The following is a 15,490-nucleotide window of genomic DNA, read 5'->3' as shown; positions in this document are numbered from 1 at the left end:
GGAGGAACGAATGTGAATTATGTTGTGATTAAATGTGGTGGTAGTGTATTTGAACAGCTGCCTCCTTCTTTTTATCAAGATATTGTGACGATTCAACAAAAAGGAAAATGGCAGCCAATTATTGTTCATGGTGGTGGACCGTTAATTTCACAATTGTTAGAGCAAACAGGTGTGAAGACTACGTTTATTAACGGATTGCGTGTAACCACAAATGAAGTATTAGATGTCGTCGAAATGGCCCTTAGTGGTTCTATGAATAAAGCCATTGTCCGTAAAATTGCAGAAGCGGAAGGTAAGGCCATTGGTGTAAGTGGAATTGATGGAAACTTATTAGAAGCAAAGCCGGTGAAGGATGATACCACTCTTGGTTATGTAGGAGAAGTGATACAAGTGAATACAAATTTAGTACAAAGCTTTGTCGAGCAAGGTCTCATCCCAGTAGTTTCACCAATTGGTAAGGATAGAACAGGACAACGCTATAATATAAATGCTGATATGGCGGCATCAGCAGTTGCGCAAGCATTAGAAGCAAAGTTATGTTTTATTAGTGATATTCCCGGGATTTATCATGAAGTAAATGGGGAGAAGCAAGTATTCCATCAGTTAAATGAAACGAAAATCGATGAATTGATCCAACAAGAAGTAATTTTCGGTGGAATGATTCCTAAAGTAAAATCTGCATTATCTGCTTTGCGTAAAAATGTACGGGAAGTATCAATTGTGGATGGTACAGCAGACCATGGTTTGGAAGAGTTTATGCAAGGGAAACAAGTTGGAACGAGAATTGCTTTAGAACAGGAGGTGCCGCATGTATAAACAAACTGTAAGTCCTGTTATGTCTACATACGGACGTTTTCCGATTACTTTGGTTGAAGGGAAAGGAAGTCACGTATGGGATGATCAAGGAACAAAATATTTAGATTTTTCTTCTGGTATTGCAACGTGTAACTTAGGACATGTGCCAGATGTGGTGGAGCGTGCTGTCCAGGAACAACTGTCGAAGCTATGGCATTGTTCCAATCTTTATCATATACCCTCTCAGGAAAAATTAGCACAGGCCTTAACGGAAAATAGTTGTGGTGATCAAGTGTTTTTCTGTAATAGTGGTGCTGAAGCGAATGAAGCAGCAATCAAAATTGCCAAAAAATACGGGCATGATGTACTAGAACAGGATAATCCACTCATCATCACTTTTAACAATTCGTTTCATGGCCGGACAATGGCTACATTATCGGCAACAGGGCAAAAGAAAATCCAAGACGGATTTACCCCTTTAACACCCGGTTTTGCGTATTTACCTTTTAATGACGATCGTTTACTTGATGAGCTAGCAAAACAGAAACCAGCTGCGGTATTATTAGAACTCGTTCAAGGTGAAGGAGGGGTCATCCCAGCTGATCCTGCATGGCTAAGCAAACTATCTGCAATCTGTAAAGAACATCATATTTTATTGATGATTGATGAAATTCAGACAGGTATGGGCCGGACAGGTAAACTTTTTGCCTATCAGCATTACGGTATTGAGCCAGATGTAATCAGTGTGGCAAAAGGTCTGGGATCTGGTTTTCCAATTGGTGCTATCATCGCTAAAGAACATGTCGCAAAAGTATTTTCCCCAGGTACACACGGAAGTACATTTGGGGGGAATCCAATCGTAACAACAGCAGGGCTGGCAACCATTAACCACCTTACCCAAACAGATATATTAGCGCATGCTAATCAAATATCGGACGATTTATGGAATGGATTGCAACAATTAGTAGAAGATAAGAAGGAAGTAAAGTCTGTTAGAGGTAAAGGTTTGTTAATCGGTCTTGAAGTCGAAGGTAATGCGATTGACTATGTCAACAAAGCAAGAGAGGAACATCAATTATTAATTTTAGTTGCAGGGCCACAAATCGTTCGTTTACTGCCACCTTTAACGGCAAAACAAGAAGAAGTAGAACAGTTTATAGCCATTATGGATAAATTATTTTCATAAGACTCTTGACCATCATCTGTAACGTGGTAAAGTAGTAAAGAACGATTATAGTAAAGAGGGATCAAGATGAAAAGTTATATAGATGAAAAGATAGAAGCATTTAAGAAAACAAATAAAAACAGAGCGCGTTTATTAATAAACTGTGCCGATCAACCTGGTATTGTGGCAGCCGTGTCTCAGTTTTTATATGAGCATAACGCTAATATTATTGAATCCAATCAATACTCTACTGACCCACATGGTGGTGAGTTCTTTATTCGAATTGAATTTGAAATGGATGATTTAAAAGCTCAAGCTGAAAAATTAGAAGCGGATTTTCAACGAGTTAAAGAAGCATTTAATATGGAAGCAACATTTAAATATGTCGATCAAATAAAGAAGATGGCAATCTTTGTTTCCAAGGAGCCTCATTGCTTGTTAGAGTTGCTTTGGGAGTGGCAAAGCGGAGACTTAATGGCAGATATTAGCCTTGTGATCAGTAATCATGAAACATCACGTGAGTTTGTCGAACGGCTCGGTATTCCCTATTATTATATCCCAGCTAATAAGGATATCCGTAAACAGGTAGAGGAAAAGCAAATTCAATTACTACAAGAATATGAAATAGATGTGATTGTGTTAGCACGCTATATGCAAATTTTGACACCTCATTTTGTGGAGACATTCAAAAATAAAATTATCAATATTCACCATTCCTTTTTACCAGCATTTATTGGTGCGAAGCCATATGAACGTGCCTACCACCGTGGGGTAAAATTGATCGGTGCTACCTCCCATTACGTTACCAACGATCTCGATGAAGGGCCGATTATCGAGCAGGATATCAGTCGAGTTGATCATCGCGACAATGTCGAAGCAATGAAAAAAATTGGTCAATCTGTAGAGCGTAGTGTGCTAGCAAGAGCAATTAAATGGCACCTCGAAGACCGTATTATCGTGTATGGAAATAAAACAATCGTATTTTAATTGATCAAAGCATTCTTATCGTGGAGAGCGGTAAGAGTGCTTTTTAATTTTTTATGCTAGTTGATAGTAAATCCCAAAAGTTGATAGAGAAGCCCCCGAAGTTGATAGAGAAGTCCCTGAAGTTGATAGTAAATCCCAAAAGTTGATAGAGAAGTCCTCGAAGTTGATAGTAAATCTTAAAAGTTGATAGAAAAAGTCTCCTCAGTTGCTAGTGCTTTATAACAAAATGGGCGCTTTCTGCAGTGCCCTTGACCTGGTTTTGTCATATCCTATGGTGAGGTGGTTTGTAATGGGGTTTTTTGATGTGTGGATTTGTAATGGTTTATTGTATGTGAAACCATGTTTAGAAAGTGTTCGGTTTAAGGTGTATGAAAATGATATATTGCTGGCTAGCGGGCTTGATGATGATGGTGTATTGATTCGATTACGTGATCGGAAGCCTAATACGATAATAACGATAGAGTACTTGTTTGATAATAAATTAGCAAAAGAACAATATCCATTAAAAACTTATTATGCAACGAGAGAGCGTAACTATCAAGCTGGCGACATTTTAGTGGCCAGTGATAATGTAAAATCAGAATTAACTGGATACATGGGGCATTCCGCACTTGCCATTAATGAAAATGAATTAATTGAATCACCGGGCTTGGAGCCTGCGATTGTACGTAAATCAATCCAGCAGTTTCTAGATAAGCATCCAGTACACGCTCAATTTCGCCCGGTAAAAACTGAATTAGGGGAAAAGGCGGCACAATATGCAATAGATTATTACCAGGAATACAAAAGTAATTTGGAAAAAGGTATTCACAAGCCTACCTTTTCTTTTGACCTTTCTCAGGAACTAGATGAACCATGGGAAAAAATCTATTGTTCGAAGTTAGTATGGATTTGTTATCATTTTGGAGCAGATTATACTTTTGAAAATGACCATTTATGGTTCTCACCAGAGGATTTATACCATCAGTTGTTGGAAAATCAGGATTTTGAGCTAGTGTATCAGCATCAGGACGTCAAGTTTTTGATTGATACCTAAAGAAACATAAAATCCAGTAATGCGATGTAAAAAATTACTGGAATCATTCAATGATTCAGGTGAATATATAATCTATAACATGACATCAGGAATAATGCCGATCCTGGTGTCTTTTATTTGGTTGTAAGCAATCAGGCACCTTTGTATAACCCAAGTGATATAGTTAATTCGCGATTATCTTTGAAATGGAAAAGTAAGTACTTTATATTAAAATAGATAAAATTAAAAGTTTTTTATTGAATGTACGTACGAATTGTATTATGATAGAAATAATTACTTTTACACATACGTACAAGGAAAGAATATTAAGAAAAGGGTGGATGTAAGCATGCTTGAAGAATTAAAACAGCAAGTATTGGAAGCAAACCTGGATCTACCTAAGTATGGTTTAGTTACATTTACTTGGGGTAATGTAAGCGGATACGACAAAGAATCTGGTTTGATGGTCATTAAGCCTAGTGGTGTACCATATGAAGAACTAAAGGCTGATAATTTAGTTGTATTAGATTTAGAGGGGAATATTGTCGAAGGTGACTTGAAGCCATCTTCAGATACTCCAACCCATCGCTTGTTGTATCAAAAATTCCCGGGAATAGGTGGTGTTGTGCATACACATTCACCATGGGCGACGAGTTGGGCTCAGGCAGGTAAAGGTATCCCGGCGCTTGGTACAACGCAAGCAGATTACTTTTATGGCACTATCCCGTGTACACGTCGTATGACGAAAGAAGAAGTAACGGGTGACTATGAATGGGAAACAGGTAATGTGATTGTAGAAACATTCAAGGACATCGATCCGTTGCAAATCCCAAGTGTGTTAGTACACAGTCATGCACCATTTAATTGGGGAAAAGACCCACATGAGGCACTTCATAATGCAGTAGTGTTAGAAGAAGTTGCCAAGATGGCATTGCATACGTATCAAATTAATCCGCATGCACAAGACATGGACCAATTTTTGTTAGATAAACATTATTTAAGAAAACATGGTGCCAATGCGTACTATGGTCAGGATAAAAAGTAAAAAATATTCAAGAATTTGAACACAATAGAGGAGGAAATATCATGTTAGAAGTACGTCCTTATACATTTTGGTTCGTAACAGGTAGTCAACATTTATATGGAGAAGAAACGCTGCAAGAAGTAGCAAATAATTCAAAAGAGGTAGTAGCTGGATTAAATAAAGAAGGTAACTTACCTTTTGAAGTAGAATTTAAAGAGGTACTTACAACAGCACCAGATATTCACAGCTTAATGCAGAAAGCAAATGCAGATGAAAATTGTGCAGGTGTGATCACTTGGATGCACACATTCTCTCCAGCAAAAATGTGGATCGCTGGCCTAAAGGCGTTGCAAAAACCTTTGTTACACTTGCATACACAGTTTAATCGCGATATTCCATGGGAAAGCATTGATATGGATTTCATGAACTTAAACCAAGCAGCACATGGTGACAGAGAATATGGTTTTATTGGTACTCGAATGGATGTTTCTCGAAAAGTAGTAGTAGGTCATTGGCAAAGCAAAGATGTGACAACAAAAGTTTCAGATTGGATGAAGACAGCTGTTGCAGTTGCTGAAGGAAGCAATATACGTGTTGCTCGCTTTGGTGACAATATGCGCAATGTTGCTGTAACAGACGGGGATAAAATCGAAGCTCAAATCAAATTTGGCTGGACCGTTGATTACTATGGTATTGGTGACCTAGTTGAAGAGATGGATCAAGTAACAGATGAAGAATTAAATGCATTATACAAAGAATACGAAGAGCTTTATGAATTACCTGCAGAAGCAAGTGAACCAGGTCCAATCCGTGACTCTATTTTATACCAAGGAAAAATTGAGTTAGGATTAAAATCGTTCTTGAAAAAAGGGAATTATACAGCATTCACGACAAACTTTGAAGACTTACATGGTATGAAACAATTACCTGGTCTTGCAGCACAACGTTTAATGGCAGAAGGTTACGGCTTTGCTGGGGAAGGTGACTGGAGAACAGCTGCTTTACTTCGTTTCATGAAAATTATTGCTGGTAATGAAGGTACATCCTTTATGGAGGATTATACGTATCACCTTGAACCAGGTAATGAGATGATTTTAGGCTCTCATATGTTGGAAATCTGCCCAACTGTATCTGCAACAAAACCTAAAATCGTTGTTAACCCATTAGGTATTGGTGGTAAAGAAGATCCAGCTCGTCTTGTATTTGATGGACGTGGTGGCGATGCTGTTAACGCATCTCTTATTGAAATGGGAGGTCGTTATCGTCTAGTAATTAATGAAGTGAAAGCAGAACAACCTGAGATTGAAACACCAAACTTACCTGTTGCGAAAGTGTTGTGGAAGCCTGAACCATCACTAAGTGAGGCAACAGAAGCATGGATTTACGCAGGTGGAGCACACCATACCGTATTCTCGTTTGATGTGACAACCGAACAATTATATGATTTTGCTAACATGGCAAAAATCGAATGTGTAGTCATTGATAAAGACACGAAACTTCGTCAATTCCGTAATGAACTAAAATGGAATGAAGCAGTTTATCGCTAAGATCATATGAGATAGCTTGAAAATATACACGCGTTTCCACCACATTAAGTGAAACGCGTGTATACTTTTAGTTTTTGTATCACCACAGATTACATAAACTGCGAAGTAACGTTGCCGTTGATTTGCTCTCTTCCATTCTTCCCTTTGGGAGTGCTGACAAACCGCTCCGGCAGAATACTGCGCTTTCCATGGGCACGGCCTCAGCCTCCTCGGAAAGCAAAAATCGCTTTCCTGCGGGGTCTTCAGCTCGCGTGAGTTCCCATAGGAGTCTCCGTATTCTGCCTACGCTGATTTTAGTGCTCTGATTATTGTAAGAATAGAACTTAGGGAACTGTTTCCTTTGGATTTCCTGTTATTTTATTAGAACACTATTCTAAGCTGCGGAAAAATGCGACACTCCTAGGGGAATAGCACGAGCCTCAGCTAACTTGGTAAAGTGATTTTCTTACCAAGTTAGCTGAGGCTGTGCCCCTGGAAAGGGAGTATTTTTCCGCAGCGTCGATCGAGCACTCATCATTAATCAGAATGGGAGAAAGCTTCCCTTTTCTAAATTTTCACAACTTCGCAGTTTGTATCAACTGCCTGCCTATTTGCTTTTTATGGGAATATAGGTCTATTTGATCGAGCTGATGATCATACTGTTATTCCGAAAGAACTTGACACAGTTAGTTAAACCTTTATCCTTATAGTAGATAAGGTAAAAAATGAGGTGCGAGCAATGCAGACAAAATACAGTATAGTAAAAGAAGCAATTAAGTCCCGAATATTAGATGGTACATATCAACCACATCAGAAAATCAGTTCCGAAAGCGAACTAATGAAGGAATTTGGTGTAAGCAGACATACAGTACGATTAGCAATTGGTGATCTCGTTAACCAAGGATGGCTATACCGGGAACAGGGTGCGGGTACTTTTTGTGCTGATCGTTCAAAGAATAATTCACAATCGATGGTTGATCAGAAAAATATTGCACTTATTACAACGTATTTATCCGATTATATTTTCCCATCAATTATTAGAGGAGCTGAATCATATTTAAGTAAGCATGGCTATCAAGTAAGTCTGTTTAGTACAAATAATGATCATGATAACGAAAGGAAGTTTTTGGAAAAAATCCTCATGCAACATTTCGATGGTGTTATTATTGAACCAACCCGAAGTGCGATAAGCAATCCTAATATTAATTATTACTTAAATCTTGAACGAGAAAATATTCCTTATTTAATGATCAATGCATACTATGACGAATTAGAGCCTTTTCATATTGTAGTGGATGATGAAAAGGGTGGGTTTATGCAGACAGAGCACTTAATTGAACTTGGTCACCAGAATATTGTTGGCTTTTTTAAGAATGATGATATCCAAGGAACGAAACGAATGAAAGGGTATTTAAAAGCACATCGTAAGCATCATATCGAAATATTTCCTCACAATATTGTGACTTATAATACCGAAGAAAAGTCAGTCAAACCAGTTGAGGTGTTAAAACAGATATTAAGTGAACCAGAAGAAAAACGTCCAACAGCAATTGTATGTTATAACGATGAGTTGGCTATTAATTTATTGGATGTTTTAAGAGAATCACAATTAAAAGTACCAGAAGATATTTCTATTGTAGGATTTGATGATTCATTTATGGCTGAAATAACGGAAGTGAAATTAACTACTGTAAGCCATCCAAAAAGTGAAATGGGTGAATTAGCAGCAAAAGTTATTCTAGACATGGTGAAGCGAAATAAAAGTTCCAAGAAACAACAAAACATGGAAAACGATCTAATCCGTTTTGATCCTGAGCTGATTATCCGTAACTCAACCAAGCCACTTACAAAAAAGTAAAAGACTTTTTTATACTGGATTATTACCGAATGTATACACGCATTTTAAGAAGTTGGTGCGTGTGTGCATATGTTAAAAATTGAAGTGTAACCGTTTGCTAAACAAAAATAATTGGTTTCTATAATAAAGGAAGTTTTTAAATGGTGCTATCATCAGTAAACTTTCATTGTTGGGAGAAGTAAGTAGTTGTTTGTGTACTGAAGATTAGGGGGATCCGAAAATATGGAGGCTAAATATAAAAAGATTAAACAATTGATAAAATCAAAGATTCTGGAAGGGTTAATTCAGCCACATGAGAAAATTAGTTCTGAAAGTGAACTTATGCGACAGTTCGATGTTAGTAGACACACAGTCAGAGTGGCGATAGGGGAATTGGTGAATGACGGATGGTTATATCGTGAGCAAGGAGCAGGTACTTTCTGTGCGGATCGTTCGCAGAGAGAAAAAAGTTCTTCAACTATACTACCAAACAAAAATATTGCAATTGTAACTACATATATTTCTGATTATATCTTTCCTTCGATCATTCGCGGAGCTGAAGCCTATTTAAGTGAACAAGGGTATCACGTTAGTATTTTTAATACAAACAACAAGTATGAACAGGAACAAAAGATCTTAAGTAAATTGTTAACAGGTAATTATGATGGAGTAATTATTGAGCCTACACATAGTGCTTCAGCAACTCCTAATCTAAAATATTATTTGAATTTAGAAAGAGCTAACATTCCATATGTGATGATTAACGCCATTTATGAAGAGTTGGAACCAGTTTACTTTATGGTGGATGATGTAATAGGTGGCTATTTACAAGCTCGACATTTAATGGATTTAGGTCATCAAAAGATAGCTTGTATGTACAAGACTGATGATGCACAAGGTCAAAAAAGATTAAAAGGTTTCATTAAGGCCCATAGAGAATTAAATATTCCTTTGGACACTAGAAATATTGTGACGTACAACTCAGAAGACCAATTGACAAAACCGAAAAAGGAATTACAACGATTGTTTAAGTTAAAAGAAGAAAAACCAACGGCAATTGTCTGTTACAATGACCAATTAGTACTGCAATTAATGGATGAAGTAAGAGAAGCAGGTATTAAAATTCCTGATCAATTATCCTTGATCGGATTCGATGATTCTTTGCTAGTTGAAATTTCAGAGGTTAAACTGACGTCTGTTAAGCATCCCAAAAATCAATTAGGTCTAGATGCTGCAAAAGCAATTATCCAAATGATTAAGGGGAAAGAAGTGAATCAAACCTTTGATCCATTATCCAAACTATATAAGCCTGAGTTGGTTGTAAGGCAGTCTACTACAAATCCAAAGATAACGACTTAAGTATGGAGATAAACGTTTGCACTAATGTACAATCAATATGTTGATAGATAGGAGTGTTAGCATGATTAACGCCACTAATATACCAAAAGATTCCTTATACAATGAATCAGTTCTTAATGATGAATCAAAATGGACGACTAATAATGTTCATGACCCTGCCATTATTAGAGTGGGTGATTGGTACTATGTTTTTTCAACAGATGCTCAATTTGGTGGTGAATTTAAAGCTGGCATTCAAATACGGAAATCGGAAGACTTAATTAATTGGCAATGGGTCGGCAGGGCTTTCTCAGAAGGGGTCCCGGAAGAAGCTAAACAATGGACAGGTGCTAAAGGTTTATGGGCGCCAGAAGTTGTCAAATATGACGATACATATTTTATGTATTATGCTGCAAGTCAGTTTGGCAAGACGCAATCTTTTATCGGCGTTGCAACAAGTAAGGATATCGAGGGTCCTTATCAAGATCTAGGAGAAGTATATAAATCAGAACAGGGTACAGACGGTCCTAATGCTATTGATCCTAATATTACATTTGATGAGGACGGTACACCATGGATGGTTTATGGTTCTTTCTTTGGAGGATTATATGTTGCAGAAATCAATCCTAAAACTGGTAAGCTAAAACACTCTGGTCGAGGTAGATTAATTGCCCAGCGTAATAAAAGTGTCGATAGGGCTCTAGAAGGCCCTTATATTTTATATCACCCTGTGTTTCAATATTATTATTTATTTGTATCTTATGATTCGTTGTTTTCTAATTACAATATTCGTGTCGCCCGTTCGAAATTAATAGAAGGTCCTTACTATGATTTTATGGGGAATAAGATGACGGATCTTGAATCTCCGCAGTACGAGATAGGGATGAAGCTTCTAGGAGGATACCAATTTCTTGGGGATGATGGTTGGGTTGCTCCAGGACATAATTCGGTGTTAACAGACGAAGGTCAACATTATATTTGCCACCATATTCGTGCACCCAAAGATAAACGTTGGCATTATTTACACATTAGAAAAATTGGTTGGACGAATGATGGTTGGCCACTTGTCTCTCCGGAAAGGTTTGCAGGTGAAGAATCTGATCAACCTGATGTAGTAGACCTTGAGGGAGAATGGGAATGGATGACTGTCGATCCTTATAATGATGGTCAAGATCATGCATCTCTTTTCTTATTAACAAGGAAACATTGGATTTCTTTAAGTGAAGATAATTATACTGTACAACTTAAAGATGAAGTCGTTAATGGTCTGGTAATGAAAGCTTGGGATTGGGAAAATTGGAATGAAACGGTTGTTTTCATGGGGAAAAACAAGGAAGGTATCGTTTCAATAGCGAAAAAAATAAAATGAATAGAAATTATCAAGGAGCAAAAGGTAATGAACCTGTACTGGTTATTGCCTTTTTTTATATATAAGGAAAGCATAAAATTTGCGCAGATGTCTAGCTCCGTGCGCCCAAAAACTAGGCGACTTCACGAATCGCCCTACGATAAGTCATCATTGGTTCGCTTTTCTTATAAGTTAAAAAGTGCAATGACTGCGTTAAGCGAAGTAGTTATTTGGAAATGTTTAATGTATTTGCAACGCTCCAACTAATACTTCGCTTTTCAAGGAGTGTCCCTAAGGTTAGCCACGTTCAGTGATGAACATTGATCTAAAATCCTACCTTCTTCATATCATCTGTTCTCCGGTATAAACTGTGTATGCTAAATAAAAATCTTACCTTGTCATAAGTATCTATTTTATTCATTTTATTTAACAATTATGTTGAATAACACCAAAAAATAATTATTTACATTAATAAAAAAGTATTGAAAAAACAATAGGCATCGGATATACTGAAGTCAAGTTATCTCATACGTACAATTTTTTGAAAGTGCCCAATACGTCCGCGTATACGGCAATAAAACTGTTGGTATGAGCAAGTTTAACTGGTGTCTTTTTTGAATATTGCAAAGGAGGCGAAAAATGTAAGCGCTTGATTATGCGGGTTATGAGATGAATGTTTTTGTTAATCATTCGATAAATGGAGGGGTAAATGTGAAGAAATTATTAATGGTGATGTTAACTTTAGTGGCGGTATTCTTAGCGGCGTGTGGAGGAAATGATGAAAATACTATTCAATTTTGGACACCATTAACAGGGGATGATGGTGCATATATGGACCAACTTGTTGAAGATTATAATGCAACAGAACCTGAAATAGAAGTGAAACACATTATCACATCAGATATGTACACGAAGATGTATACTGTATTGAACTCAGGAAATGGTATTCCGGATTTATCTATTATACATGCGGACCGTGTACCGAGCTTTGTGAAACAAGATTTGTTAGAGCCTGTGACAGAAATAATGGAAGCGCAACCAGAATTGAACGCAGATAATTATATTGAAGAAGCTTGGTCTGCTGGAGAAGTGGACGGTACACAGTATACTATCCCGTTAGATATTCACGGTAGTGCAATGTATTATAATCAAGACTTATTAGAAAAGTATGATGTCGAACATTGGCTTGACGACAACGTAGTAACATTTGACGAAATGCTTTCCTTACAAGGTCAATTAGAGGAAGGTGACTATGTATTAAATGATGCACTATTAAGCTGGGTTTTATTAGCTCAAATACAAAATTTAGGTGGAGACATTCAAGAAAACGGTGAGCCGGCAGTTAATACGGATGCAATGCGGGAATCTATAGAAGCGGTGAAAGAGCTAAATGATGCAGGATTAATGACACCATACGGGGAAGATGGGTATTTAATGTTCCAATCAGGTAATGTCTTATTCTCCACTGACGGTACTTGGAGTTCAACAGGGCATGCACAAGTAGAAGATCTCAACTTTGGTGTAACAAATATATATGCTTTTGAACCGGATACTTTCCATAATCGATCTTCAGCTCACTTGTTTGCCATGTTAAGTAATGAAGAGAGATCAGAAGAGAAAGAGCAGGGAATTGCAGACTTTTTAGAGTTTGTCCGTGAAAATTCAATTGAATGGGCAGAAGCAGGACAGATTGTAGCGAGTCAAGATGTAATTGAAAGTCCTGAATATGAAAATTACATGCAATCATTCTTTACTTCAACTCAGGAACAAGAGGATTCCCTTTATATTTATACCTACGAGCACTACCCCTATGTACAAGAAGCTATGGACAACTATGTAGCAGACCTTGTACATGGTGAAATGGATATTAATACAGGGCTAGAAGAAATGCAAAAATTTGTAGAAGACAAAGTAGCTGAAGGTTCGTTGGATATGGAGAATACAGAACTCTTAGACGAAGATGAACTAGAAGAAGAATTATCTGAAGAATAATCCAAATAAGTAATGTGTCAGCTTTTTGACACATTACTTTTAACAAAGGAGGTCATATGAATGAAAGAACATGGTAAATTTGCTCCGCTGTTCTTTGTTGGGCCACACATTATCTTGTTTATCGTATTTATTTTAATACCATCCATCTATGGTATATATGCTTCATTTACGAATTGGAATTTGGTTGGCAGTCCTGAATGGGTAGGACTGGATAATTATAAAACAATATTAGCGAACAGTGATTCTACTTTTTACAGTCAATTTTTCAACGGGATGAAGAACACCTTGATTTTTGTTGGATTAAGTGTTCCATTAATGATTGTTATACCTTTAATGATTGCTGTAGCTTTAGAACATAAGGAAGTGAAATTTACAAGTCTATTCCAAACATTGATTTATATTCCGGGATTAGTTTCTATCTCAGCAGCAGCCTTAATATGGTCATTAATCTTTAATAAGCAACTAGGTGTAGTTAACAATATGTTTGGTTCGGAGCAAGTATGGACGGCAACTCAACCATATGCTTGGATAACAATCATTATTATTACTGTTTGGGCTGGTATTGGTGGAAATATGATTATTTATCGAGCTGGTATTAATGGAGTCTCTAAGGATCTATATGAATCGGCTGAAATTGATGGTGCGGGGCCAATCCGTAAGTTTTGGAATGTTACGTTACCATCCATTAAATTTCCACTAATTTACACAATGGTCATGACTACTGCCGGCGCTTTCAATGTATTTGCCCAACCATTAATGATGACAGATGGCGGACCGCGTCAAAGCACTACAGTGTTAATGATGTATATACGTGATTTAGCATTTAGTCATGGTGAATCAATTGCAGGTGTGGCTTCTGCAATGGCGGTAATGCTAGGGCTGGTACTACTTGTTATTTCAGCTATTCAATATTACATCATGAATAAAAATGCAACGACATAATAAAGGATTAATGGAATTTAAAGGGTAGGGGTGGTAATATGTTTGAAAAGATAAAAGTTTCGAAATATTTAGCGTACCTTTTCTTAATCATTGTCAGTGCTATTTGGGCGATACCTGTATTATTTGGTATTGTAACTTCCTTTAGGTCGCAGACAGAAGTAGTTAATGAAGGGTTTAGATTATTACCTGTAAACTGGATTGTTGAGAATTATGTAAACATATTAGAAAATACATCCACAGCTCCAATTATGCAATGGCTTTGGAATTCTATATTTATTGCGACGATGCATACGCTGCTTGTGGTTGTTGTTATTTCCATTACAGGATACGGTTATTCTCGTATGAAATTTAAGGGAAGAGATTTGTTATTTTTCACATTGTTAGGAATTTCTTTCTTTCCTAATGTTGTAAATTTAATCCCTTCTTATAAAATTATTGATATACTAGGATGGGTAAATACTCCTTGGGCAATGATTGTCCCTGGACTAGCAGGTATGGGGAATATCTTTCTAGTTAGACAATTCATGAAAGGGATTCCAATGGAATTGGATGAATCAGCCAGAGTGGATGGAGCAAGTGACTTTAAAATCTTTTCCAGGATTATCTTACCATTAATTCGACCAGTGTTAATTGTTTGTGGTTTGTTTTCTTTTACTGGTTCATGGAACGATTTTTTGTGGCCTGTAATCGTATATACAGATGTTAATAAGATGCCGGTTACAGCTGGTTTATTGTTATTACAGGATGTATATGGCAACTATCGTATGATAGGGCAATTAATGGGGTCGGCCATCTTGGCGATCATACCAACCTTGTTATTATTTTTCTTTGCGCAGAAATATTTTGTTTCAGCAATTAACTTAAATTCCGGTATTAAAGGGTAAACAAAAACCAAGATAGAAATGAGGCGAGAAAATGAAAAGAGGATTAGAAAGAAAGTTGTTAATAACAGGTGCTATTTGGAATCTAATTACAGCATTGTTAACCATTTTTAGCTATAATTCCTGGTTTAATCGTCAAGGTGAACAACAATTAAAAAACGCTGATATGGAAACGATGATAGCCGGTTCACAGATGGTTAATAATATTTCTAGCATTATTTTTATCTTTGGTTTGTTTACATTAATAGGTGCCTTAATAAGTTTTTTTGTTGCTGTAAAGTTAAGAGATAACGAGATTCAGAAGAAAGTGATGATATGGGTTGGAATTTGGACTGTTATACAGCTTTTATCCATGGATATACTCGGATTTTTAGTATATATGATTGCCTTTATAATTTATGTGGCAAAAAATAAAGCTATTAGACTTTCTAATCCCAAAGTCGAAGAAGCAATAAACAATTAAAGAGAATATATTAGTTACTACAAAGATTTTAACAGTTAAATTAAATCGTACTTATTTAAACATGACTCATAATACATAAGTGGATGAAAGAGATGCTACAAGAACAGTAAAAACCAAAATGGCTGTAGACAACAAAGAATTTTACTTTTCGCAAATTATCCATCAGCGTTTACAAAT

13 protein-coding genes are annotated in these 15,490 nt (G+C 36.7%); all 13 read left to right on the top strand.

Features of this window, described 5'->3' with window-relative positions; all coding sequences use genetic code 11:
• Window positions 1-12 precede the first annotated feature (12 nt).
• The 13 genes from argB to D569_RS0107320 all read left to right on the top strand — a co-directional run bounded on the left by argB (window position 13) and on the right by D569_RS0107320 (window position 15,313).
• Entirely contained in the window at window positions 13-816 is an 804-nt protein-coding gene (gene argB / locus D569_RS0107380; protein WP_018931773.1) for an acetylglutamate kinase, read from the top strand.
• On the top strand, window positions 809-1,981 hold the full coding sequence (locus tag D569_RS0107375; RefSeq protein ID WP_018931772.1) for an aspartate aminotransferase family protein: 1,173 nt from the start codon (window positions 809-811) through the stop codon (window positions 1,979-1,981). Before argB ends, D569_RS0107375 begins: the two co-directional genes overlap by 8 nt.
• A 66-nt stretch (window positions 1,982-2,047) precedes the next feature.
• Complete coding sequence (gene purU, locus D569_RS0107370; protein ID WP_018931771.1) at window positions 2,048-2,947, top strand: formyltetrahydrofolate deformylase; 900 nt, start codon at window positions 2,048-2,050, stop codon at window positions 2,945-2,947.
• 289 nt (window positions 2,948-3,236) lie between these two features.
• Window positions 3,237-3,983, top strand: coding sequence for a C40 family peptidase (locus D569_RS22665; protein WP_018931770.1), 747 nt, complete (start codon window positions 3,237-3,239; stop codon window positions 3,981-3,983).
• A gap of 328 nt (window positions 3,984-4,311) precedes the next feature.
• Window positions 4,312-5,007: an L-ribulose-5-phosphate 4-epimerase gene (gene araD, locus D569_RS0107360; RefSeq protein ID WP_018931769.1), complete on the top strand. Its 696-nt coding sequence runs from the start codon at window positions 4,312-4,314 to the stop codon at window positions 5,005-5,007.
• Between the two features lie 41 nt (window positions 5,008-5,048).
• Window positions 5,049-6,533: an L-arabinose isomerase gene (gene araA, locus D569_RS0107355; protein ID WP_018931768.1), complete on the top strand. Its 1,485-nt coding sequence runs from the start codon at window positions 5,049-5,051 to the stop codon at window positions 6,531-6,533.
• A 718-nt stretch (window positions 6,534-7,251) separates the two neighbouring features.
• The gene (locus tag D569_RS0107350) at window positions 7,252-8,370 is read left to right on the top strand and encodes a GntR family transcriptional regulator (RefSeq protein ID WP_018931767.1); all 1,119 of its coding nucleotides are present in this window, start codon (window positions 7,252-7,254) and stop codon (window positions 8,368-8,370) included.
• A 222-nt stretch (window positions 8,371-8,592) separates the two neighbouring features.
• Window positions 8,593-9,708 (top strand): GntR family transcriptional regulator, encoded by a 1,116-nt coding sequence (locus tag D569_RS0107345; protein WP_018931766.1) that lies wholly within the window; start codon window positions 8,593-8,595, stop codon window positions 9,706-9,708.
• 61 nt (window positions 9,709-9,769) lie between these two features.
• Window positions 9,770-11,056: an arabinan endo-1,5-alpha-L-arabinosidase gene (locus D569_RS22660; protein ID WP_018931765.1), complete on the top strand. Its 1,287-nt coding sequence runs from the start codon at window positions 9,770-9,772 to the stop codon at window positions 11,054-11,056.
• 705 nt (window positions 11,057-11,761) lie between these two features.
• On the top strand, window positions 11,762-13,027 hold the full coding sequence (locus D569_RS0107335) for an extracellular solute-binding protein (protein ID WP_156822914.1): 1,266 nt from the start codon (window positions 11,762-11,764) through the stop codon (window positions 13,025-13,027).
• 60 nt (window positions 13,028-13,087) lie between these two features.
• Entirely contained in the window at window positions 13,088-13,969 is an 882-nt protein-coding gene (locus D569_RS0107330) for a carbohydrate ABC transporter permease (protein WP_018931763.1), read from the top strand.
• Between the two features lie 38 nt (window positions 13,970-14,007).
• Entirely contained in the window at window positions 14,008-14,853 is an 846-nt protein-coding gene (locus D569_RS0107325; protein WP_018931762.1) for a carbohydrate ABC transporter permease, read from the top strand.
• Between the two features lie 31 nt (window positions 14,854-14,884).
• Window positions 14,885-15,313 carry a DUF4064 domain-containing protein gene (locus D569_RS0107320; protein ID WP_018931761.1) on the top strand — a complete coding sequence of 143 codons (429 nt, stop codon included), beginning with the start codon at window positions 14,885-14,887 and terminating at the stop codon, window positions 15,311-15,313.
• Window positions 15,314-15,490: the final 177 nt, after the last annotated feature.

This window comes from Gracilibacillus lacisalsi DSM 19029 (assembly GCF_000377765.1).
In the GTDB taxonomy this organism is placed as follows: domain Bacteria; phylum Bacillota; class Bacilli; order Bacillales; family Amphibacillaceae; genus Gracilibacillus; species Gracilibacillus lacisalsi.
Note: the sequence above shows the minus strand (reverse complement) of the source record. Positions and strands in the feature narration are given on the sequence as shown.

Bases quoted from the DNA above. Each gene is read 5' to 3' on its own strand.
- D569_RS0107345 (WP_018931766.1), top strand. From the start codon at position 8,593: ATGGAGGCTAAATATAAAAAGATTAAACAATTGATAAAATCAAAGATT.
- D569_RS22660 (WP_018931765.1), top strand. From the start codon at position 9,770: ATGATTAACGCCACTAATATACCAAAAGATTCCTTATACAATGAATCA.
- D569_RS0107320 (WP_018931761.1), top strand. From the start codon at position 14,885: ATGAAAAGAGGATTAGAAAGAAAGTTGTTAATAACAGGTGCTATTTGG.
- D569_RS0107330 (WP_018931763.1), top strand. From the start codon at position 13,088: ATGAAAGAACATGGTAAATTTGCTCCGCTGTTCTTTGTTGGGCCACAC.
- D569_RS0107375 (WP_018931772.1), top strand. From the start codon at position 809: ATGTATAAACAAACTGTAAGTCCTGTTATGTCTACATACGGACGTTTT.
- D569_RS0107335 (WP_156822914.1), top strand. From the start codon at position 11,762: ATGGTGATGTTAACTTTAGTGGCGGTATTCTTAGCGGCGTGTGGAGGA.
- D569_RS22665 (WP_018931770.1), top strand. From the start codon at position 3,237: ATGGGGTTTTTTGATGTGTGGATTTGTAATGGTTTATTGTATGTGAAA.
- D569_RS0107325 (WP_018931762.1), top strand. From the start codon at position 14,008: ATGTTTGAAAAGATAAAAGTTTCGAAATATTTAGCGTACCTTTTCTTA.
- araD (WP_018931769.1), top strand. From the start codon at position 4,312: ATGCTTGAAGAATTAAAACAGCAAGTATTGGAAGCAAACCTGGATCTA.
- D569_RS0107350 (WP_018931767.1), top strand. From the start codon at position 7,252: ATGCAGACAAAATACAGTATAGTAAAAGAAGCAATTAAGTCCCGAATA.
- purU (WP_018931771.1), top strand. From the start codon at position 2,048: ATGAAAAGTTATATAGATGAAAAGATAGAAGCATTTAAGAAAACAAAT.
- araA (WP_018931768.1), top strand. From the start codon at position 5,049: ATGTTAGAAGTACGTCCTTATACATTTTGGTTCGTAACAGGTAGTCAA.